This window comes from Marinobacter sp. CA1, assembly GCF_020546665.1.
Classification (GTDB): Bacteria; Pseudomonadota; Gammaproteobacteria; order Pseudomonadales; family Oleiphilaceae; genus Marinobacter; species Marinobacter xestospongiae.
In genome coordinates, this window is record NZ_CP071785.1 from 273,857 (window position 1) to 292,910 (window position 19,054).

Annotated in this window: 20 protein-coding genes; 7 read left to right on the top strand and 13 right to left on the bottom strand. The window is 64.0% G+C overall.

The window, feature by feature from the left end; translation table 11 throughout:
• Window positions 1-31 precede the first annotated feature (31 nt).
• Entirely contained in the window at window positions 32-517 is a 486-nt protein-coding gene (gene rsd / locus J2887_RS01200) for a sigma D regulator (protein WP_227173558.1), read from the top strand.
• A 63-nt stretch (window positions 518-580) separates the two neighbouring features.
• Here the strand turns inward: rsd and J2887_RS01205 are convergent, their stop codons facing one another.
• The 3 genes from J2887_RS01205 to J2887_RS01215 all read right to left on the bottom strand — a co-directional run bounded on the left by J2887_RS01205 (window position 581) and on the right by J2887_RS01215 (window position 2,342).
• Window positions 581-1,291 carry an FKBP-type peptidyl-prolyl cis-trans isomerase gene (locus J2887_RS01205; protein WP_227173560.1) on the bottom strand — a complete coding sequence of 237 codons (711 nt, stop codon included), beginning with the start codon at window positions 1,289-1,291 and terminating at the stop codon, window positions 581-583.
• A gap of 161 nt (window positions 1,292-1,452) precedes the next feature.
• Window positions 1,453-1,827 carry a DUF4124 domain-containing protein gene (locus tag J2887_RS01210; protein WP_227173561.1) on the bottom strand — a complete coding sequence of 125 codons (375 nt, stop codon included), beginning with the start codon at window positions 1,825-1,827 and terminating at the stop codon, window positions 1,453-1,455.
• Window positions 1,824-2,342 carry a TIGR02444 family protein gene (locus tag J2887_RS01215; protein ID WP_227173563.1) on the bottom strand — a complete coding sequence of 173 codons (519 nt, stop codon included), beginning with the start codon at window positions 2,340-2,342 and terminating at the stop codon, window positions 1,824-1,826. Before J2887_RS01215 ends, J2887_RS01210 begins: the two co-directional genes overlap by 4 nt.
• A gap of 94 nt (window positions 2,343-2,436) precedes the next feature.
• On the opposite strand from J2887_RS01215, the gene J2887_RS01220 reads away from it, so the two are divergent.
• Entirely contained in the window at window positions 2,437-4,374 is a 1,938-nt protein-coding gene (locus J2887_RS01220) for an ATP-binding cassette domain-containing protein (protein WP_227173564.1), read from the top strand.
• 21 nt (window positions 4,375-4,395) lie between these two features.
• Here J2887_RS01220 and ppx read toward each other — a convergent pair whose 3' ends face one another.
• Window positions 4,396-5,901 (bottom strand): exopolyphosphatase, encoded by a 1,506-nt coding sequence (gene ppx, locus J2887_RS01225; RefSeq protein WP_227176022.1) that lies wholly within the window; start codon window positions 5,899-5,901, stop codon window positions 4,396-4,398.
• A gap of 370 nt (window positions 5,902-6,271) precedes the next feature.
• Between ppx and trxA the strand changes: the two genes are divergently transcribed.
• Together trxA and mobA are read left to right on the top strand one after the other, a co-directional pair.
• Window positions 6,272-6,598: a thioredoxin TrxA gene (trxA, locus tag J2887_RS01230; RefSeq protein ID WP_227173566.1), complete on the top strand. Its 327-nt coding sequence runs from the start codon at window positions 6,272-6,274 to the stop codon at window positions 6,596-6,598.
• Window positions 6,599-6,685: 87 nt separating this feature from the next.
• The gene (gene mobA, locus J2887_RS01235; RefSeq protein ID WP_227173568.1) at window positions 6,686-7,258 is read left to right on the top strand and encodes a molybdenum cofactor guanylyltransferase MobA; all 573 of its coding nucleotides are present in this window, start codon (window positions 6,686-6,688) and stop codon (window positions 7,256-7,258) included.
• Here mobA and J2887_RS01240 read toward each other — a convergent pair.
• The 4 genes from J2887_RS01240 to moaB are packed head-to-tail and all read right to left on the bottom strand — an operon-like array spanning window position 7,255 to window position 9,786.
• The gene (locus J2887_RS01240; RefSeq protein WP_227173570.1) at window positions 7,255-7,731 is read right to left on the bottom strand and encodes a molybdenum cofactor biosynthesis protein MoaE; all 477 of its coding nucleotides are present in this window, start codon (window positions 7,729-7,731) and stop codon (window positions 7,255-7,257) included. The two genes, mobA and J2887_RS01240, sit on opposite strands and share 4 nt — an antisense overlap.
• Before the next feature lie 3 nt (window positions 7,732-7,734).
• Entirely contained in the window at window positions 7,735-7,995 is a 261-nt protein-coding gene (gene moaD / locus J2887_RS01245) for a molybdopterin converting factor subunit 1 (RefSeq protein ID WP_227173571.1), read from the bottom strand.
• Window positions 7,996-7,999: 4 nt separating this feature from the next.
• Complete coding sequence (glp, locus tag J2887_RS01250) at window positions 8,000-9,214, bottom strand: gephyrin-like molybdotransferase Glp (RefSeq protein WP_227173573.1); 1,215 nt, start codon at window positions 9,212-9,214, stop codon at window positions 8,000-8,002.
• Window positions 9,214-9,786 (bottom strand): molybdenum cofactor biosynthesis protein B, encoded by a 573-nt coding sequence (moaB, locus tag J2887_RS01255; RefSeq protein WP_227173575.1) that lies wholly within the window; start codon window positions 9,784-9,786, stop codon window positions 9,214-9,216. Before moaB ends, glp begins: the two co-directional genes overlap by 1 nt.
• A 347-nt stretch (window positions 9,787-10,133) precedes the next feature.
• Here moaB and rho point away from each other — a divergent pair, with 347 nt between their 5' ends.
• The 3 genes from rho (at window position 10,134) to J2887_RS01270 (ending at window position 14,045) form a co-directional block, all read left to right on the top strand.
• Window positions 10,134-11,396 (top strand): transcription termination factor Rho, encoded by a 1,263-nt coding sequence (rho, locus tag J2887_RS01260; RefSeq protein ID WP_227173577.1) that lies wholly within the window; start codon window positions 10,134-10,136, stop codon window positions 11,394-11,396.
• A gap of 140 nt (window positions 11,397-11,536) precedes the next feature.
• Entirely contained in the window at window positions 11,537-13,033 is a 1,497-nt protein-coding gene (gene ubiD / locus J2887_RS01265; RefSeq protein ID WP_227173579.1) for a 4-hydroxy-3-polyprenylbenzoate decarboxylase, read from the top strand.
• A 1-nt stretch (window position 13,034) separates the two neighbouring features.
• Window positions 13,035-14,045 (top strand): 2Fe-2S iron-sulfur cluster-binding protein, encoded by a 1,011-nt coding sequence (locus J2887_RS01270; RefSeq protein ID WP_227173581.1) that lies wholly within the window; start codon window positions 13,035-13,037, stop codon window positions 14,043-14,045.
• Between the two features lie 35 nt (window positions 14,046-14,080).
• On the opposite strand, the gene J2887_RS01275 is transcribed toward J2887_RS01270, so the two are convergent.
• From J2887_RS01275 to J2887_RS01295, 5 genes are all read right to left on the bottom strand, one after another.
• A complete protein-coding gene (locus J2887_RS01275) occupies window positions 14,081-15,322 on the bottom strand; it encodes a heme biosynthesis protein HemY (RefSeq protein WP_227173583.1) in 1,242 nt (413 codons plus the stop codon).
• The gene (locus J2887_RS01280) at window positions 15,319-16,422 is read right to left on the bottom strand and encodes a uroporphyrinogen-III C-methyltransferase (RefSeq protein WP_227173584.1); all 1,104 of its coding nucleotides are present in this window, start codon (window positions 16,420-16,422) and stop codon (window positions 15,319-15,321) included. Before J2887_RS01280 ends, J2887_RS01275 begins: the two co-directional genes overlap by 4 nt.
• A gap of 47 nt (window positions 16,423-16,469) precedes the next feature.
• Window positions 16,470-17,282 carry a uroporphyrinogen-III synthase gene (locus tag J2887_RS01285; RefSeq protein ID WP_227173586.1) on the bottom strand — a complete coding sequence of 271 codons (813 nt, stop codon included), beginning with the start codon at window positions 17,280-17,282 and terminating at the stop codon, window positions 16,470-16,472.
• Complete coding sequence (gene hemC, locus J2887_RS01290) at window positions 17,263-18,204, bottom strand: hydroxymethylbilane synthase (RefSeq protein WP_227173588.1); 942 nt, start codon at window positions 18,202-18,204, stop codon at window positions 17,263-17,265. The genes J2887_RS01285 and hemC overlap by 20 nt, the downstream gene beginning before the upstream one ends.
• A 93-nt stretch (window positions 18,205-18,297) precedes the next feature.
• Window positions 18,298-19,050 carry a LytR/AlgR family response regulator transcription factor gene (locus J2887_RS01295; RefSeq protein ID WP_227173590.1) on the bottom strand — a complete coding sequence of 251 codons (753 nt, stop codon included), beginning with the start codon at window positions 19,048-19,050 and terminating at the stop codon, window positions 18,298-18,300.
• Between the last annotated feature and the right edge of the window lie 4 nt (window positions 19,051-19,054).

Here is a 19,054-nt window from a genome sequence, read left to right on the forward strand (position 1 = left end):
GCAGCAACGGAAGAAGTCACCGGGAGGCGTCATGTTAGAGAATTGCCGCAATGCCAAGGAGCGTTGGGGAGGGGTCAGCGAGCTGATCGACCGTTGGCTCAAGGAGCGACAGGAGTTGATCGTCCATTACTGCGAGCTGTCCGGAGCAGACAGTGACGCGCCTACCGAGGCGGTAGTGGCCAAGTTTGTGCGGCTTTGCGAGATCCTGGTGGACTATGTGTCGGCCGGCCACTTTGAGGTCTATGAGCAGTTGATCCACGAGGCCAAGGAGTTTAACGACGGCGGCCTGGAGCTGGCGGCCAAGCTCTATCCCAGACTGGAGCAGACCACTGAGGTGGCACTGAATTTCAATGATCGCCTGGATGGCGGTGAACTGACGGACACCGAGGTGCGGGAGCTGTTCAGCGAACTGTCCCAACTGGGTGAGACTCTGGAAAGCCGGTTTGAAATGGAAGACGTGCTGATCGAGCAGTTGCACAACGTTCATGCCGATCAGGTGATGTCTTCGTCCGCCTGAGGCGGGAGTGGCCGGCAGCCAGGGACTGACTGCCGGTGAGATAGGCTGGAGTGCGGGTCCGGATCAGGACTCCGGATTGATTTCCAGCAGTTCCACGTCAAAGATCAGGGTTTCGTTGGGACCGATGGCGCGGTTGCCGCCCGGGCCGTACGCCAGATCTGACGGGATATACAGCTTGTAGCGGCTGCCTTCCGGCATCAGCTGCAGGCCTTCGGTCCAGCCCGGGATAACCTGGTTCAGACCGAAGGTGACCGGCTCGCCGCGCTCGCGGGAGCTGTCGAACACTTCGCCTGAGATCAGTTCACCGGTGTAGTGCACCTTGACCTTATCGTCGGCGGTGGGCATGTCGCCTTCAGCGGCTTCAACCACTTCGTACTGCAGGCCGGATTCGGTGGTCATCACACCGTCACGCTCGGCGTTTTCCTTGAGGAACGTTTCGCCGGCGGTCTTGTTGTCTTCCGCCAGTTGTTCCATCTGCGCAACCTGCTCTTCCTGCATCTGCTTCTGGTAGTCCATCAGCGCCTGCTGGATCTCTTCGCGGGTCATCCGGTTGACGTTTTCATCGCCGGCGTGGCCGTGCTGGATACCCTGTAGGAACTGATCCATCTGCAGGTCCGGCAGATCATTGCGCATGCGCTCGCCCAGCACCAGACCCATGCCGTAGCTGACTTTCTGGTGGTTGTCGTTCAGCTCGGGCTCCGGTGCCGGCTGGTTGGCGGCGGTACAACCGCCGAGGATGCCAGCGGTCGCTACGGCGATTAGCGTCTTCTTCATTGGATCGTCCTTAGTGTTGATGCATCGATGATGAATGATGACGGAAAAGGTAACCGGTTCAGCACTCAGATGCCACTGAACGGACGTTAATCGTTTGCCGTGGTCAACAAAGCTGAGAAGTGAGGGCGAGCCTCCCTGAACCTGTTAGCCATCCTTGGCCGTCAGCTATCCTTGCCCGGGCTCAGGGCGAAGGGGGCGTGATAGGGGGATTGCCAGTCGGTTTCCGGGTCGCCGGACGACAGGTTGGGCAGCCCCTGGTTGGGTTCGACCGCGAGGGCATTCCAGGGCCCTTTCTCCGGTGGAGTGTCGGCGTAATGCCAGCCACCGTCGCTGTCCTGCCATTTGAAGATCACATCCGGGCCGTCCAGTGGTACCGGAGATGGCACCAATCCTTCGAAGGCGGGGATCTTTTCGTCGGGGGATTCGGTTGCATCCGTGCTGGCGACGGTCTCCGGGTCGGTGATGCCGAAAAAAATCAGCAGCAACAGCAGCCCAAGAGCCGGAAACGCCAGTCTGATCAGCCATCGCATTATCATGGCCTGCTTGCTCCGTTGGGGGAGAGCCGGAAAAAGTGCCGGCTCAGTTCCGCCAGCCGTCGCTCGGTCTCCGTATCCTGTGGTTCCGGGGGCGCCGCCTTGCGGAGATTGTCCCGGATCAGTTGTTCTGTTGGCGCGGCGCTGGCGGTGGTGGCGAGGGTATGGTGAAACACCAGGGCCAGTTCCATTCGTTCCGCCTCCAGCTCGGCGCTGGCCACTTTGCTGCGCAGGCTGGCGATTGTGCTGTGCTCCCTGGGCAGCTGTTTTCGCAGCTGTCGCAGGGGGGCGGTCACTTCGGTGCGCCACTGCAACACCACTGCTGACTCGCTGGTGAAGGCCTGGCCCAGAGACGCTTGCCACGCCGCGGTCAGCAGCCGGGTGACACTCCAGCCTCGGCCCTGGAGCGCCAGGCAGTGCTGTTCAACCGCCGGAATTGTCCAGGCCGCCAGCGCAAACCGCCATAGGGGATTGTCCGGTTCCAGGGTTGCCGGCAATGGCGTCCATTGTGCGGTCATGCGGTGCCCACGGCGTTGGTGCGATGGCTGCCGGCTGGGACCTTGATGATCGCCAGTGTTCTGGCATTCAGCGGGTTCCTGATAGAATGCCGGCATGCTTACGATAACAGATCTCAGTTTACAACGCGGCGGCGTCTGGTTGCTAGAGAGCGCCAATCTGACCGTTCAACCTGGCGACCGGGTCGCCATTGTGGGTGCCAATGGTGCCGGAAAGTCCAGCTTGTTCAAGCTGTTGCTGGGCCAATTGAGTCAGGAGCAGGGGGATGTGTCGCTGCCTGGCGGCTGCCGCATTGCTCACATGGCCCAGGAATTTGAGGCCAGCGAGCGCTCGGCCCGGGACTTTGTCCTCGATGGCGATCTGGAGCTGCGGCGTATGGAAGCGGAGTTGGCGGCTGCCGAAGCTGCCAGTGACGACCATGCCATCGCCCGGCTACACGGTGAGCTGGATCTCTATCAGGCCTGGGATGCTCCCCGGCGCGCCGAAAGCCTGATCCGTGGCCTGGGCTTTGCCGACAGTGATATCGAGCGCCCGGTGTCGGCGTTCAGTGGCGGCTGGCGGATTCGCCTCAACCTGGCTCAGGCGCTGATGCGGCCGTCCGACCTTTTGCTGCTCGACGAGCCCACCAACCACCTCGATCTGGATGCCTGCCTGTGGCTGGAGGGGTGGTTGCGTCGTTACCCCGGTACCCTGCTGTTCATCTCCCACGACCGGGATTTCATGGATCGGGTGGCAACCCATGTCGTGCACTTTGAGCGCAAGGGGCTGAACGCCTACACCGGCAACTACTCAGCGTTTGAGCGACAGCGCAGCGAACGCCTGGCGCAACAGCAGGCCAACTACGAACGCCAGCAGTCTGAGATTGCCCAGATTGAGCGCTTTATCAGCCGCTTCAAGGCCAAGGCCAGCAAGGCCCGTCAGGCCCAGAGCCGGGTCAAGGCGCTGGAGCGGATGGAGAAGATCGCGCCGGCCCACGTCGATTCGCCGTTCAGTTTCCAGTTCCCGGTAGCGGACAAGGTGTCCAGCCCGTTGCTGTCGATCCGACAGGGCGAAGCCGGCCATGGCGATCGGGTGGTGTTGTCCGGTCTCAATCTGTCCCTGCTGCCTGGGACCCGGGTGGGCCTGCTGGGCCCCAATGGCGCCGGCAAGTCGACGTTGATTGATGCATTGCGCGGCGAAGCGACCCTGCTGGCCGGGGAGCGCAACCCTGGCGAGAACTTGGCGGTGGGCTACTTTGCCCAGCACCAACTGGAGGCGCTGGATCTGGACGCCAGCCCGTTCCTGCATCTGCAGCGGCTGGCGCCAACCGCCTCCGAGCAACGCATCCGCAATTTCCTGGGCGGCTTCAATTTCCATGGCGATGAGGCGTTGTCGCCGATCCGGTCGTTTTCCGGGGGTGAGAAAGCGCGGGTTGCCCTGGCGACCATCGCCTGGCAGAAGCCCAACCTGCTGTTGCTGGACGAGCCGACCAACCATTTGGACCTGGAAATGCGTCAGGCCCTGACCATGGCATTGCAGGACTTCGATGGCGCCATTGTGGTGGTCTCCCATGACCGCCATCTGCTGCGGAACACGGTGGATGAGTTCTGGCTGGTCAACGACGGCGGCGTAACGGAATACGACGGTGATCTGGAGGATTACGAGCGCTGGCTGGCCGAGCGCCGCAAGGACGATGGCGAGCCACCCAGGCGTCAGGCCGAGCCGGACCAGGCCGATGCATCGCCCGTGCCTGCCGGCCTAAGTGCCGACGAGCGCAAGGCCAAGAAGCGGGCAGAGGCGGCACTGCGACAACAGATCAGCCCTTTCCGCAAGCGCCAGACGGCGCTGGAAAAGCAGATGGAAAAACTGCAGCAGACCCTTGCCGAACTGGAAGCGGCCCTGTCCCGGCCCGAGGTGTATGAGGCCGAGAACAAGGATCGGCTGAAAACCCTGCTGGCAGAACAGGCCAGTTGCAAGGTCGAGTTGGACGAGGCCGAAGCGGAATGGCTGGACGTCAGCGAGACCGTCGAGACAATGGAAGCCGGGTTGGTGTAACCCGGCAATCTGCTCTGGTGCTCACGCCAGAATGAGCTGCAGGTCCTGACGGGTCAGGTAGTCCCGTTCATTTTCCAGGTCCGCCCGGGTCAGTGGCCGGTCTGCCAGCCAGTTGTCCGGCAGCGTCAGGGTCAGGCTATTGGCGTTGGCACTGAGCCTGAAATCCGGTGGCGGTTCCTGGTTGCGGGGGTGCTGGATCAACACTGCCAGCCGGATCAGCACGCACAGATAGCGCAGACGGCCATGGTCATCCGGGTCGGCGTTTTCGAACACCGCCGACGAGAACTTGCGGCGGTGACCCCGTACCAGGGTGGCCAGTTCACGCTGGAACTGCTGGGTAAAGCCCGGCAGGTCGGAATACTGCAGCAGATAGGCACCGTGCTTGTGGTACTGACTGTGGGAGATGGTCAGGCCAATCTCGTGCAGACGACAGGCCCAGCGCAGCACGTCTTCGTCGTTGTCGCTGTTGATCTGCCAACTGTCGGCAACCTGGCGCCAGGCGGCGATGGCGGTCTCCTCGACAGCGCGGCCATGGTCCTGATCAACGTGGTAGCGTTCCTGCAGCGCCTGAATGGTGCGCTCGCGAACGTCCTCGTGCTGGATACGGCCGACAATGTCATACAGCAGGCCTTCCCGCAGCGCGCCCTCGGCAAAGCGCATTTCCTCGATCCCCAGCGATTCGAACGCCGCGTAGAGAATGGCGAAACCGGCCGGGAACACGCTGTGGCGTTCCGTTCGCACGCCCAGTTCTGACAGCCGTTCCACCCGGCCCATGTCCACCAGCCGCTTGCGCAGCTCCCGCATGGCCTTGAAGGTGATGGTGCCGTCGGTGATGCGCAGCGCTGCCAGGGCATTGGCAATGGCCTTGATGGAGCCGGAGGAGCCGACCGCGCTGCTCCAGCCCAGGCGCCGGTATTGGCTGCGGATGTGCAGCAGCTCCTGGGCGGCGTGGGTGATGGCGCGATCCATCTGCCGGCGACTGATGCGGCCGTCGGCGAAGTGGCGGTTGCGGAAAGACACGCAGCCCATGTGGAGGCTTTCCAGCTCCCGGGTTTCAAAGCGTTCACCGATGATGAACTCGGTGCTGCCGCCGCCAATGTCGATCACCAGCCGTCGGCCGGCATCATCGGACAGGGTGTGGGACACCCCCAGGTAGATCAGACGGGCCTCTTCGCGGCCGGCGATGATCTCGACCGGAAAGCCCAGTACCTGCTCGGCGCGTTGGATGAAACCGGCGGCGTTGCGGGCCACCCGCAGGGCGTTGGTGCCAACGATCTGCACCGCTGAGGCGGGCATGCCGCTGAGTCGCTGGGCAAAGCGGCTGAGGCAGTCGAGGGCCCTTTGCTGGGCGGCTTCGGTGAGGTTGTTGTCGGCATCCAGGCCGGCCCCGAGCTGGACCTTCTCACCCATCTTCTCAAGGGTTCGGATTTCGCCGTGCACCAGGCGGGCCACGACCATGTGGAAACTGTTCGACCCCATGTCGATGGCGGCAATGACATCGGGTTCGGTGGCGGTATCGACGGCCATCACGGCTGACTACTTCCTCTTGCCGGCTTGGAAAGGCGTGGGACCAGGGCGGCCCCGGGGCAGCGGGATACCGGAAGGTTCCCCTAGCGACATCGAATGCTGCGACAACTATAAGGCAATGCCCGGTGGCTGTCAGTAGTCGCTTTCCATGATCCGGCGATAGTCGGCCCCTTCACATCCGGTCGAGCAATCGCGTAAAGTAATGACTAATCTCGTCGGTGGTGCTGGCCGTATTGGTCTGGTGTTCACCGCAGGTAAGCCGGGGTCGTGGCAAGGCCATGCAACCCCGTCCAAATCAGTCCATAGCGTAGCCCCAGGCTGGCCGACGTCGGCTTCATGGGGACAGATGCGCCGTAATCAGGAAAAGGCAATGAGCGGAAATATCGTAAATGTGACCGATGCGTCTTTCGAGCAGGAAGTACTGCAGGCCGATACGCCGGTACTGGTGGATTACTGGGCCGAATGGTGCGGTCCCTGCAAGATGATCGCGCCGGTGCTGGAAGAGATTGCCGATGAGTACGACGGCAAGCTCAAGATCTGCAAGCTCAACATTGATGAGAACGAGCAGACTCCGCCCAAGTTCAACATTCGCGGTATCCCGACCCTGATGCTGTTCAAGAACGGCAACGTCGATGCCACCAAGGTGGGCGCCCTGTCCAAGTCACAGCTGGCAGCCTTCCTCGACAGCAACCTCTGATCGGTCTGTCGAACCCAACAAAGCCGCCCCTGAGTTGCTCACGGGCGGCTTTGTTGTGTCTTGGCAGCGGCCAATGCGGGAGTGAATATGACCATTGCCGGACTGTTGCTGGCCGGGGGGGAATCCCGGCGCATGGGCGGTGACGACAAGGGCCGCCTGGTCTGGCAGGGGACGCCCATGGCAAGCCGGGTGGCAGCCACGATGACGGCGGTGGTGCCGGCGCTGATTGTCAGCGCCAACCGGCATCCGGCGTTCTATAGGCCGCTGGGGCAGTGGCTGGTCTCCGACCCACCCGGCCTGCGCTGGCAGGGACCGCTCGCCGGGCTGTTGGCTGGGCTGGAATGTGCCCGTCAGGAGGGCTTTGCGGCGGTGCTGGTCTGTCCCTGCGATACGCCCGCGGTGACGCCATCGCTGCTGGCCCATGTGCTGGCGGCCTACCACGAGGCCCCCGAGCGGCCGCTGATGGCGGAGGTGGACGGCCGCGTTCACCCCCTGCACGGGGTGGTGCCGGTGGCTCTGGTGGACGATCTGGCGGCGTACCTGGCAACGGGCGAACGCCGGGTGTTCCGCTTCTTCCGCCAGCACGGCGGGTGGCAGGTGAACTGTGACGTCTTTGCGTCCCAGTTCACCAATCGCAATACACCGGATGACTTATGCTAGTCGTCGCCAGGATCGCTCTGGTGCCAGCGGGCACCGCGTTCGCGGTCGCTGTCTTTCTGCTCCACCCAGTGCTCGCCATCGCGGGTGAGCTCCTTCTTCCAGAACGGCGCTGACGTCTTCAGCGCATCCATTAGGAATTCACAGGCCGCGAAGGCGTCTGCCCGGTGGCTGCTGCTGACTCCCACGAACACGATCTGCTCGCCCAGCGTCAGGGTGCCAACCCGGTGGATCACCCGGGCGCTCTGGATGTCCCAGCGTTCCCGGGCGTCGCCAATCAGCCCGTGGATCACCTGTTCGGTCATACCGGGGTAGTGTTCCAGAAACAATCCGGTGACGTCGCTGCGGTCGCCGTAGTCCCGCACCAATCCGGTAAAGGTGGCGATTGCACCTGTGGCGTTGCTGGTCTGGCGCAGTTGTTGGAGCTGTTCTGCGGCGTCGAAGTCGGCGGGTGCTACCAGGACATGATCGGTCATTGCTCAGCCTCCGGTTACCGGTGGAAAAAACGCCACCTCGTCCCGGTCCTGCAGGGACGTGGAGTTCTTGGCCATGGCCTGGTTGACGGCCGCCAGTACCGGCCGCTCGCCGGTCAGCAACTGCCACGGCGCTCCCCGCTCCGCCAGGCGCTGTTTCAGTTCCGCCAAGGTCAGGTTGGCGGGGACGGTCACGGTTTCCTGTTCGGTCCCCAGCTGTTCTCTGAGGCGGGCAAAGTAGTGCACGGTGATGGTGACGTCGGTCATCGGTTCACTCCAGCAGGTCGGCAAAGCTGTAGTAGGTGATCAGGTCGCCCTCCGCCACCGTGGTGTGCTCGGGCACCACCGCCAGGCCCTCAGCCCAGCAGGCGGAACTGAGCATGCCGGAACTCTGGTTGGGGTAGACCACCACCTGCGGCTGACCGTCCTTGAGTTCCTTGCGGGCCCGCAGGAATTCGCGGCGGATGGACGGCACGTCGACGGCAAAGCCGGCCGGTAGTGACTGCGCAGAGATCGGATCACCGCTGCGTCCCTGGCGCCGATGCAGGTAAGGCAGGGCCAGCACCAGGCCCGTCACCAGCACGGCGGCCGGGTTGCCGGGCAGCCCCAGCACCGGTGTGCCGGCCAGGTGGCCATAGGCCAGCGGTTTGCCGGGTTTGATGGCCAGTCGCCACAGCGACAGTTCGCCCTGATCCTCGAGAACCGCGCGAATGTGGTCTTCCTCGCCGACCGACACACCGCCGCTGGTGATGATCAGGTCGGCCTCCGCCGCCGCCTCGGTGAGGGCCTGCTCGGAAAAGACCCGATCGTCCGGCAGGGTCTCGCAGCGCACGACGTTACAGCCGGTGCGCGCCATCAGGCCCAGCAGGGTGAAGCGGTTGGAGTTGTAGATCTGTCCCGGGGCCAGCGCCTGGCCGGGCTCCACCAGCTCGTCGCCGGTGGTGAACACCGCCACTTTCAGGCGCCGATACACGGTGACTTCGGCAATGCCCATGGAGGCCAGCAGCCCCAGCTCCTGGGGACGCAGGCGTACGCCGGCCGCCAGGGCGGTATCGCCCTCGCGCAGATCCTGGCCGCGGCGACGGATGTTCTGTCCCGGCTCCAGATCGGCCAGCAGGTAGACCTGGCCATCGACCCGTTCGGTGCGCTCCTGCATGATCACTGCATCGGCGCCCTCCGGGACCTCCGAGCCGGTGAAAATGCGCGCGGCGGCCCCTTCCGGCAGCGATTCCGGAGCCTGGCCGGCGGCAATGCGGCCACGCACCGGCAGCGCGCGACCGGCCACCAGGTCGGCGGTGCGCACCGCGTAACCATCCACCGCACTGTTGTCGGCGGGCGGGACGTCGGCTGGCACCTGCTGCGCCTCGGCCAGTACCCGCCCGAGGGCGTCGGCCAGGGGCAGGGTTTCGGTGTCTGTTACCACTCCGGCGTCGGCAAACAAGTGCGCCAGGGCGTCGTCAACGGAGGTCAGGTTACCGACGGCCATCAGCGCACCGCCTTGTCGCCGATGACTTCCTGCAGCCGCTGCACCGGGCGGTCCGGTTTGCGCTGCAGCAGGCCGACGAAGTTGCAGGGTTTGTGGGTGGCGGTGAGCTGATCCCGCAGGATGCCCTCCCAGCCGGTACGGCAGGCGCCGGTGGAGCCGGGCAGGCAGAAAATCACGGTGTGGTTGGCAAGGCCACCAAAGGCCCGGGACTGTACCGTGGAACTGCCGATGTCGGTCTGGGACAGCCGGCGGAACTCTTCGCCGAAGCCGTCGATGGTCTTGTCCAGCAGCGGCATCACCGCCTCTGGCGTGCTGTCACGCTCGTGGAAGCCGGTGCCGCCAGTGATGATCACGGCGTGAATATCCGGCGCCGCGACCCATTGGGAGATCAACGCCCGCACCAGATAGATGTCGTCTGGCAGGATGCGACGGGCGATGAGCTGGTGGCCTGCGGTCAGTACGCTGTCTTCCAGGTACTGGCCGGAGGTGTCCTGCTCGACGCCGCGGCTGTCGGACACGGTGAGTAGGGCGATGTTAAGGGCATGGTTGCCGGCCTGGGTATGACTGGTCATCCGTCACATTGCTCCGAAAGTTGGTTGAGTTCCCGGCCTATTGGCCTTGTCGTAACCGTTGGCTTGCCTTAAGCTCTCAGTATCCCGATCACAGGGCGGGATTGGAAGGGCTGGTATTGACCCCGGTTGTTGCTATAATGATCAACGATTTGAGGCCGCCAGTACTTGACATTGCACAACGACCTGGTGAAAGATCGCTCAGTCTGACGGGCTGACATCTCTCTCAGCCTCTGGCCTTTAGCTCCATTTTCTTTATTTTTGGCCCCTGACATGGCCGGGACGGCCAGTTTCGTACCCCCTGTCCCCTCTAACCCTGATTATTTCCATTCTTGAATGCCTAACAACTTATGAATCTTACTGAACTCAAGCAGAAATCCGTGCCCGAACTGCTCGATATTGCGCAGGAAATGGGTCTCGACAACCTGGCTCGCTCCCGCAAGCAGGATGTCATTTTTTCCATCCTGAAGAAGCACGCCAAAAGCGGCGAAGACATCTACGGTGATGGCGTACTGGAGATTCTGCAGGACGGTTTCGGCTTTCTGCGCTCGGCGGACGCCTCCTACCTGGCGGGCCCGGACGACATCTACGTCTCTCCCAGCCAGATCCGTCGATTCAACCTTCGCACCGGTGACACCATTGCGGGCAAGATCCGGCCGCCGAAGGATGGCGAGCGTTACTTCGCGCTGCTGAAAGTCAGCGAAATCAATTTCGACAAGCCGGACAACGCCCGCAACAAGATTCTGTTCGAGAACCTGACGCCGCTGTTCCCGGAAGAGCGTCTGGCGCTGGAAGCGGGTAACGGCAGCACCGAGGACCTGTCATCGCGGGTTCTGGATCTGGTGTCGCCCATCGGCAAGGGCCAGCGGGGGCTGATCGTATCGCCACCCAAGGCCGGTAAGACCCTGCTGATGCAGAACATCGCCCAGTCCATCACCCGCAACAACCCTGAATGCCATGTGATGGTACTGCTGATCGATGAGCGTCCGGAGGAAGTCACCGAAATGCAGCGCACTGTGCGCGGCGAGGTGATCGCGTCCACCTTTGACGAACCGCCGGCGCGTCACGTTCAGGTCGCCGAGATGGTGATCGAGAAGGCCAAGCGGCTCGTAGAGCACAAGAAGGACGTGGTGATCCTGCTGGATTCCATTACCCGTCTGGCCCGTGCCTACAACACCGTGATTCCGTCGTCTGGCAAGGTGCTGACCGGTGGTGTGGATGCCCACGCCCTGGAAAAACCCAAGCGCTTCTTCGGTGCTGCCCGTAACGTCGAAGAAGGTGGCAGCCTGACCATCCTGGCCACGGCGCTGGTGGATACCGGTTCCAAGATGGATGAGGTGATCTACGAGGAGTTCAAAGGCACCGGTAACATGGAAGTGCACCTGGACCGTCGCATCGCCGAGAAGCGAGTTTACCCGGCGATGAACATCCGTCGCTCCGGTACCCGTCGTGAGGACCTGCTGATGGCCGAAGCCGATATTCAGCGGGTGTGGATTCTGCGCAAACTGCTGCACTCCATGGACGACGATACCGCGGCACTGGAGTTCCTGCTCGACAAGCTGCGGGAAACCAAGACCAACGACGAGTTCTTCCTGTCGATGAAGCGTCGGTAAGACCGTCGGCGGCGCTGGCCGCAACAGCTTGAACTGAGATGGGGAGCTTCTTGTTGATACGGGGCTCCCCATTCTTGTTTTACCGACACCGTTTTTGATCCGCTGGCTGTCCCCGACCCAAGCCCAACCCGGAGCCTGACATGAAGTACCGCGACCTGCGTGATTTTATCGAGCAGCTCGAACAGCAGGGTGAGCTGAAACGCATCCGTACCGAAGTTGATCCCTATCTGGAAATGACCGAAATCTGCGATCGCACCCTGCGGGCGGGCGGTCCGGCGCTGTTGTTCGAAAACCCCAAGGGCCACCGCATGCCGGTGTTGGCCAACCTGTTCGGCACTCCCAAACGGGTGGCCATGGGGATGGGGCAGGACAACGTCACCGCGTTGCGGGAGATCGGCAAATTGCTGGCGTTTCTGAAGGAGCCGGACCCGCCCAAAGGGTTCAAGGACGCCATCGAAAAGCTGCCGGTGTTTCGCCAGGTGATGCGGATGAGCCCGAAGGTGTTGCGGTCGGCGCCCTGCCAGGAAGTGGTGATTGAGAAGGATCAGGTCGATCTCTACCAGATCCCGGTCCAGCACTGCTGGCCCGGCGATGCCGCGCCGCTGGTCACCTGGCCGCTGGTGATCACCCGCGGTCCCCACAAGGAGCGCCAGAACCTGGGTATCTACCGTCAGCAGCTGATCGGGCGCAACCGCTTGATCATGCGTTGGCTCAGCCATCGGGGCGGCGCGCTGGACTTCCAGGAATGGCAGCAGGCGCATCCCGGTAAGCCGTTCCCGGTCACCGTGGCGCTGGGGGCTGATCCGGCCACCATTCTTGGGGCGGTGACGCCGGTGCCGGATACCCTGTCGGAGTACGCCTTTGCAGGGCTGTTGCGCGGTGGCCGTACCGAACTGGTGCAGGCCGACGTGGGCGATCTGCAGGTGCCCGCCAGTGCCGAGATTGTGCTGGAAGGCTACATCTACCCGGATGATATGGCGCCGGAAGGGCCGTTTGGTGATCACACCGGTTACTACAACGAAGTCGAGCAGTTTCCGGTGTTCACCGTGGAGCGCATCACCCACCGCCGTGACCCCATCTACCACAGTACCTACACCGGCCGTCCGCCGGACGAGCCGGCCATTCTTGGGGTGGCACTGAACGAAGTGTTCATTCCGATCCTGCAGAAGCAGTTCCCGGAGATTGTTGATTTCTACCTGCCCCCGGAAGGCTGTTCCTACCGGCTGGCGGTGGTGACCATGAAGAAGCAGTACCCCGGTCATGCCAAGCGGGTAATGATGGGGGTATGGTCGTTCCTGCGTCAGTTCATGTACACCAAGTTCGTGATCGTTACCGATGACGACGTCAATGCCCGGGACTGGAACGATGTTATCTGGGCCATCACCACACGGATGGACCCCGCCCGGGATACCACCCTGGTGGAAAACACCCCCATCGATTACCTGGACTTTGCCTCCCCGGTGGCGGGCCTGGGCTCCAAGATGGGGCTGGACGCCACCAGTAAGTGGCCGGGCGAGACCGATCGGGAGTGGGGTACCCCCATTGAAATGACCGCAGAGGTCCGCCAGCGCGTGGATGAGCTCTGGGACGAGCTGGGTATTGACGCCGTGGCCAGGGATGGCGGCGGATTATACTGACATGGCTGACATGACGGGGGCGCGGTTTCGCGTTACCCTGCGCCCCGCCGACTTGCGGTACCACGTCGCCCACGGAGAGGATCTGCTGACGGCGGCCACCCGGGCCGGCATTGCGGTACCTGCGGCCTGCCGCAATGGGGTGTGCGAGCTGTGCGAGGCACGGCTGCTGTGCGGGCAGGCGCGAAACACCCGCAACCAACAAGACATTGCCCCTGGCTCGCGGCTGATGCTGTGCCGGACGGTGGCGCAGGGGCCGCTGGAACTGGAGATTGACGCCGTTATGGCAGCAGGACAGAGCAAGCCGAACACCATGCAGGCCTCGGTGGTGGACATCGAACCCATCAGTCACGACGTCTACCGGGTCACCCTGAAACTGCCTCGGCGGCGGGAGCTGACCTTCCACGCCGGCCAGTACCTGTCGTTGCAGGTTCCCGATGCCGAGCCCAGCTACTTCTCCATCGCCAGCAGTCCGTCGGCCACCGACATTGAGCTGCACATCCAGGTGTCACCGGACTGGGGCTCTTCCCAGCGCATTGTCGATGCCCTGAAAGCGTCCGACACGGTGACCCTGACCCTGCCCCACGGCAAGGCCTGTCTCGCCGCCGTTCCTGAGCGTCCGTTGCTGCTGGTGGCGGCCGGTACCGGATTCGCCCAGATGAAGAGCCTGGTGGACTACCTGCGGGAAAATAACTGCCAACAGCCGGTACGGCTGTACTGGGGGGTACGCCGCCACGAAGACATGTACCTGCGCACGCTGGCCCAGCAATGGCATGAAGAGTGGGCGCCGTTGAGCTTTGTGCCGGTGGTGGGTGACAACGAGGACAATGACTGGGCTGGTCACCATGACCAGCTGGTGCGGTCGGTGCTCGCCTCCGGAGCGGACTGGCAGAACGTGGAAGTGCATGCCAGCGGCTCACCGGCGATGGTGTATACCCTGCTGGACGCCCTGCTGGACGCCGGATTGCCACAAGACGCCTTCTTCTCCGACGTGCTGGAATACGCGCCGCGTTAGTACCGGGCGGCGCGCCCTTCTCTCAGCCTGGTGGTTTACGCCTTGGGCATCGGCAGGTCGGGCAGGCCGCTGTCTTTCACCAGCCCCTGCATCAAGAGCTTGACGCTGGTCTCGTCCTCGCCCATGTGGGCGTTGAGACGGCTCAGTTCCGCCATGGTTTCCCGGCTGCGACGCAGTCGCAGGCTGGTTTCAAAATACTCCCGGGCTTTGCCCCAGAGCTGGTTGCGCAGGCTGAGTCGGCCCAGGGCCAGCAGCAGCTCGGCGTTGTTGGGGCGGTCCTGTAACCAGCGTTCCGCCGCCAGCAGCTGTTCATCCGGCTTGTCACCCTGGAGCCGGCCATAGAGGTTGATCAGTTCGTCGCTCCAGTGATTGCGCAGTACCTTGCGCAGCAGGGTTTCGGCCTGGGCTTCGTCACCCAGCTCCGCCAGCAGTTGGGCGTATTCGCGGATGGTCTGCTCATCCCGGCGGACGCTGCCGGGCACTTCATCCCACAGCCGGGTCAGCGGCGTGAGTGAGCCTTCACCGGCTTCCGCTGACTGCCGGCGGCAGTCGGCCGCGGCCTTCTGCATCAGGTTGTGCCAGATGGTACGCTCCAGTTCCTCCCGCTCATCGTCGTCCACCAGCCCGCGTTTGCGCAGCTCTGGCAGCAGCTGGGACAGCTCGCGCCAGTCCTCCAGGCGGACGTAGGTGTTCTTGAGCAGTTTCAGTACGAATGGGTGATGGGGTGCCTGCTTGCGCAGCCGTACCAGCGTGGCCAGAGCCGGCTCGAGACGGTTACCCGCCAGTTGCAGCTGGGCCTGGGTGATGCCCACGGCCATGTCTGATCCCGGGGTGCTGTCGAAGGCCTGACGCAGCAGTTCATCAACATTGTCGTGATCGCCGGACTCAAAGGCCGCCTGGGCCGCCGCCAGATAGTTGATCAGCGGGGTATCGGCGTGGCTGGCCGAGGCTTCCAGCAGCTTGCGGGCCCGTGGCCAGTTGCCCTCGGCCAGGGCCAGCAGGCCCTGGGTGGTGCGACGGCGGGCGCGGCGGGCGTTGCCCTGGGCCAGCCAGCCGGTAACCAGGCTGGTGCGGTGAAACAGCCGTCGACTGAGGTTGGCCAGCATCAGCAAGGTCGCCACCAGAACCACCAGCAGGAACAACCCAACCCAGAAGTTGGTCTCGATCAGCCGGTTGCCCAGGCTGATGCGAATGTAGCCCAGGTCGTACTGGATGCCCATGCTGAGGGCGGTCCCCAGCAGCAGGGCGAACAGGATCAGCAGCAGGTAGCGGATCATTGGCCGTTGCCTCCCTCGCTGTCTGCCGACTCACTGCTTTCGGTGTTCAAGCGGCCGGACAGGCGGGCCTTGAGCAGCGCCAGGGATTCACTGATATCCGGCAGCTCGGGGTCGACCTGTTTGCCTTCCAGCTCGGCCAGGGTGTCCAGCAGCGCGGTGATGCGGTTGTCGGTGCCATCGTACCACTGCTCGAGGGCGCCTCGGGCCTTGGCCAGGGCGCGGTCATACAGCACCTGGTTGCCCCGCAGCACCGCCAGTTCCGCTTCTTCCAGCATCAATTGCATGTTGAGGCGGGCGTAGGCGGCCTGTTCCGGCGACATCAAGGGCTGTACCGGCTGGTCCAGGCGCCGGTAGGAGACGGCGTTGCCCACGGTGGTCTTGACCTGTTGCCAGGCCCGGGCCCAGATGCCGGGATCGCCGGCGGCCGGGGTGGCCGGCTGGTCCTGGAATAGCGCAGGCCCTTCGCCCTGATAGAGTGTGTCGTCCGTCAGCTCCTGCATGCTGGCGATGGCGGCCTCCAGGGTGAGGTAGAGTCCGGTTCGATCAACGTCGCTGATGGCCTTGAGGGCCAGGACTTCCCGGGCCAGCTGCTTGCGGATGGTGAATACGCCGACGTCATCGGATTCCCGCAGCACCTTGTCGGCCTCGTTGAGCGCGGCCAGGGCGCCGCGAATGTCCTTCTCTACCTGCAGCCGCTGATTGGCAATGCGCATCAGGTATTCGGCTTCCGCCAGCAGCCAGTCGGTGCGGGTACGGTTGCCGGTGGCCAGCAGTTCGCGGGCGTTGTGGTCAATCTGGCGCTGGAAGGTGGCGAGCTGGCTTTGCTGATTGCTCAGACGCTGTTCCAGTGACTGCAGCCGGTCGGCCTGGCGGTCAACGCCAGCGCCATAGCGCTGATCCAGTTGTTGATCGCTCTGTTGCAGTTCGCCCAGGGTCTGCTGCAGTTGCTGTCGCCACTGCCACTGCTGCCAGTTCCAGACCGCCAGGGCGACCACCAGAATGAAGGTGAGCAGGGCCACCAGCCACAGCGGCCAGAGACGCTGGCGCGGGCTGGGGGTGGATTCCACGGGCGCGGGCAGTTGGCTGTTTGAGTCAGTCACAGGCTTCCTTACTTGCTTGTCAGGCCCCGCTGGTGGGGCAAACCCGATTACCGGGCCGGCATGTCGGTATCCGGTGCGGTCGGGGCCAGATGCTGGGCAACGGCGGCGATCACCTGGTGGTCACTCAGCTCCGGGGGGATGCACAGGTTGTGGAATCCCGCCCGGGCTGCCTGATCGGCCACCCGCTGCACCGGCACAACCAGCAGTCGCTGGTACAGAGTATGGTCACTATTCTCACCCAGCGCGATGAAATTGTTCAATGTTTCTCCAGACAGCAGCACCACGGCATGGGGGGCGAAGTCCCGCAACAGGGTGTCCAGCTGCTGACCGGCATCGGCCGGACACTGGCGCCGGTAGAGCGCCAGCGGCGTCACCTCGGCGCCCCGTTGCTGGAGGGTGTCCCGCAGCAGCTCACGGCCGTTTTCGCCCCGGGCCAGCAGGACTTTCTGCCCGCTCAGCCGGGCCAGTTCCGGCAGCGCCAGCAGCGCTTCGCTGTCTACCCCGGTGCTGGGCCAGTGAGGCTGGAGCCCGGCCTGCTGCAGCACCCGGGCGGTACCCTGGCCGACACCGTACCAGTGCAGGCCCAGGGGCAGCTGTGGCCACCAGGTATCGATCAGTGCCAGCAACTGGCGGGCGGCGTAGGGGCTGACCGCGATGACGTGGTGGAACTGGTCGAGATTCTGGATCGCGGTCCGGGTGGCCGCGGTGTCCGGCAGCGGCAGTCGCTCCAGCAGGGGCAGGGCGCGGGCCTCGGCACCGGCGGCGTGAAACGCCGCCACCAGCCGGTCGGCTTCCGGCTGCGGTCGGCACACCAGCACCCGGCACCCGCGCAGGGGCGACTCAGCGTGGGGTGTGGCCATAGATCTCGGCCAGAATCCGGTCTGCACCCAGCCGCAGCAGGTCTTCGGCCAGTTCGCGGCCGAGGCGTTCACCCTCGCCACGGGGCGCCCGACCCTCGGCGCGGAGAATCTCGGTGCCATCGACGGAGCCCACCAGGCCGCGCAGCCACAGGGTGTCATCGTCTTCGAGCAGGGCATAGGCGGCGATGGGGACCTGGCAACCGCCTTCAAGGCGGTGGTTGAGGGCCCGCTCGGCGCGCACCCGGTCGGCGGAGTCGGGATGGTCGAGGGGAGCCAGTAGATCGATCAGTTCCTGGTCGTCGAGGCGGCACTCGATACCGAGCGCGCCCTGGCCCACGGCCGGCAGCGACACGGTGTCCGGCATGGCGTTGCGGATGCGATCTTCAAAGCCCAGGCGCTTGAGGCCGGAGCTGGCCAGGATGATGGCGTCGTAGTCGCCGGCGTCGAGCTTGGCCAGGCGGGTGTTGACGTTCCCCCGCAGCGTCCGAACCTGGAGGTCGGGGCGATGGGACCGCAGCTGGGCTTCCCGGCGCATGCTGGCGGTGCCGACCACGGCGCCCTGGGGCAACTCGTCCACCGAGTTGTAGTGGTTGCTGACGAAGGCGTCGGTGGGGTCTTCCCGTTCACAGATCGCCACCAGTCCCAGGCCTTCGGGGAACTCCATGGGCACGTCCTTCATCGAGTGCACCGCGAGATCGGCGCGACCGTCGAGCATGGCTTCTTCCAGCTCCTTGACGAACAGGCCCTTGCCGCCAATCTTCGCCAGCGGCACATCGAGGATCTTGTCGCCCTGGGTCTTGATACCCAGCAGCTCGACGGTGATGTGGTCGTGCAGGCGTTCCAGCTCCGCCTTGATGAATTCGGCCTGCCACAGCGCCAGGGCGCTGTTGCGGGTTGCAATGCGTAGGGTGCGTTTAGCCATGGTTGAATCGTTCGCCAAGTCGGTGAAAAGTTGCCGACAAGGTTAACGCGTTGAGTGGCAAATGTCCCGCCATCCGCGGCCGCGGATTTCGCCTCAGAGGCCGGCTCCGTCACCGTCCTGCAGGCGTTCGCGCACCGCGCTGGCATGACGCCGGCTGACCGGCAGGCGGGTGTCGTCCGTCAGCCGGGCGAACCAGTGACCGCGACCGTCCCGCACCAGGCCCTGCAGGTAACGCAGGCCCACCAGGGTGTGACGGTGGATGCGCAGCAGCCGTTCCGGGTACCCCTGTTCCAGTTCCTTGAGGGTGTGGTCGGTCACCGTTTCGCCGCGGTCGTGATGAATGGTGACGTATTTCTGGTCGGCCTGGCAGTAGTGCACCTGGTTGATGTCGATCAACTCGGTACCGCGGTGGGTTTTTACCGCCAGTTGGCCGGCATCGTCGTCCTGGCGTTGTTGCAGTGCCCGCAACTGCACCCGGTTGACGCGACCGGCGCGGGCCAGGGCATCGGCCAGCGCCTGTTGCCGTACCGGTTTGAGCAGGTAGGACACCGCCTGGACGTTGAAGGCATCAATGGCGTAGTGGTCAAAGGCGGTGCAGAAGATCACTGCCGGCGGATTGTCGAGGTTGCTGAGGTGTTCCGCGGCTTCCAGCCCGTCCATGCCGGGCATGCGGATATCCAGCAGCACCACGTCCGGGGCCAGTTCGGCCACCCGGGCGAGGACGTCGTGGCCGTCTGCCGCTTCGCCGCAGACGTGGAACCCGGGCAGGGCGTCCACCAGGCGGCGCAGCCGGTCGCGGGCCAGGGGTTCGTCGTCGGCAATCAGAAGGCGTTGGTCGGTGGTCATGGCG

Excerpts from the sequence above, each read along its gene's own strand:
- mobA (WP_227173568.1), top strand. The coding sequence starts at position 6,686 with ATGACCATTGCCGGACTGTTGCTGGCCGGGGGGGAATCCCGGCGCATG.
- glp (WP_227173573.1), bottom strand. The coding sequence starts at position 9,214 with ATGGCCGTCGGTAACCTGACCTCCGTTGACGACGCCCTGGCGCACTTG.
- J2887_RS01295 (WP_227173590.1), bottom strand. The coding sequence starts at position 19,050 with ATGACCACCGACCAACGCCTTCTGATTGCCGACGACGAACCCCTGGCC.
- rho (WP_227173577.1), top strand. The coding sequence starts at position 10,134 with ATGAATCTTACTGAACTCAAGCAGAAATCCGTGCCCGAACTGCTCGAT.
- rsd (WP_227173558.1), top strand. The coding sequence starts at position 32 with ATGTTAGAGAATTGCCGCAATGCCAAGGAGCGTTGGGGAGGGGTCAGC.
- J2887_RS01285 (WP_227173586.1), bottom strand. The coding sequence starts at position 17,282 with ATGGCCACACCCCACGCTGAGTCGCCCCTGCGCGGGTGCCGGGTGCTG.
- moaB (WP_227173575.1), bottom strand. The coding sequence starts at position 9,786 with ATGACCAGTCATACCCAGGCCGGCAACCATGCCCTTAACATCGCCCTA.
- J2887_RS01210 (WP_227173561.1), bottom strand. The coding sequence starts at position 1,827 with ATGATAATGCGATGGCTGATCAGACTGGCGTTTCCGGCTCTTGGGCTG.
- ubiD (WP_227173579.1), top strand. The coding sequence starts at position 11,537 with ATGAAGTACCGCGACCTGCGTGATTTTATCGAGCAGCTCGAACAGCAG.
- J2887_RS01220 (WP_227173564.1), top strand. The coding sequence starts at position 2,437 with ATGCTTACGATAACAGATCTCAGTTTACAACGCGGCGGCGTCTGGTTG.
- J2887_RS01215 (WP_227173563.1), bottom strand. The coding sequence starts at position 2,342 with ATGACCGCACAATGGACGCCATTGCCGGCAACCCTGGAACCGGACAAT.
- J2887_RS01275 (WP_227173583.1), bottom strand. The coding sequence starts at position 15,322 with ATGATCCGCTACCTGCTGCTGATCCTGTTCGCCCTGCTGCTGGGGACC.
- hemC (WP_227173588.1), bottom strand. The coding sequence starts at position 18,204 with ATGGCTAAACGCACCCTACGCATTGCAACCCGCAACAGCGCCCTGGCG.
- ppx (WP_227176022.1), bottom strand. The coding sequence starts at position 5,901 with ATGGCCGTCGATACCGCCACCGAACCCGATGTCATTGCCGCCATCGAC.
- trxA (WP_227173566.1), top strand. The coding sequence starts at position 6,272 with ATGAGCGGAAATATCGTAAATGTGACCGATGCGTCTTTCGAGCAGGAA.
- J2887_RS01240 (WP_227173570.1), bottom strand. The coding sequence starts at position 7,731 with ATGACCGATCATGTCCTGGTAGCACCCGCCGACTTCGACGCCGCAGAA.
- J2887_RS01205 (WP_227173560.1), bottom strand. The coding sequence starts at position 1,291 with ATGAAGAAGACGCTAATCGCCGTAGCGACCGCTGGCATCCTCGGCGGT.
- J2887_RS01270 (WP_227173581.1), top strand. The coding sequence starts at position 13,035 with ATGGCTGACATGACGGGGGCGCGGTTTCGCGTTACCCTGCGCCCCGCC.
- moaD (WP_227173571.1), bottom strand. The coding sequence starts at position 7,995 with ATGACCGACGTCACCATCACCGTGCACTACTTTGCCCGCCTCAGAGAA.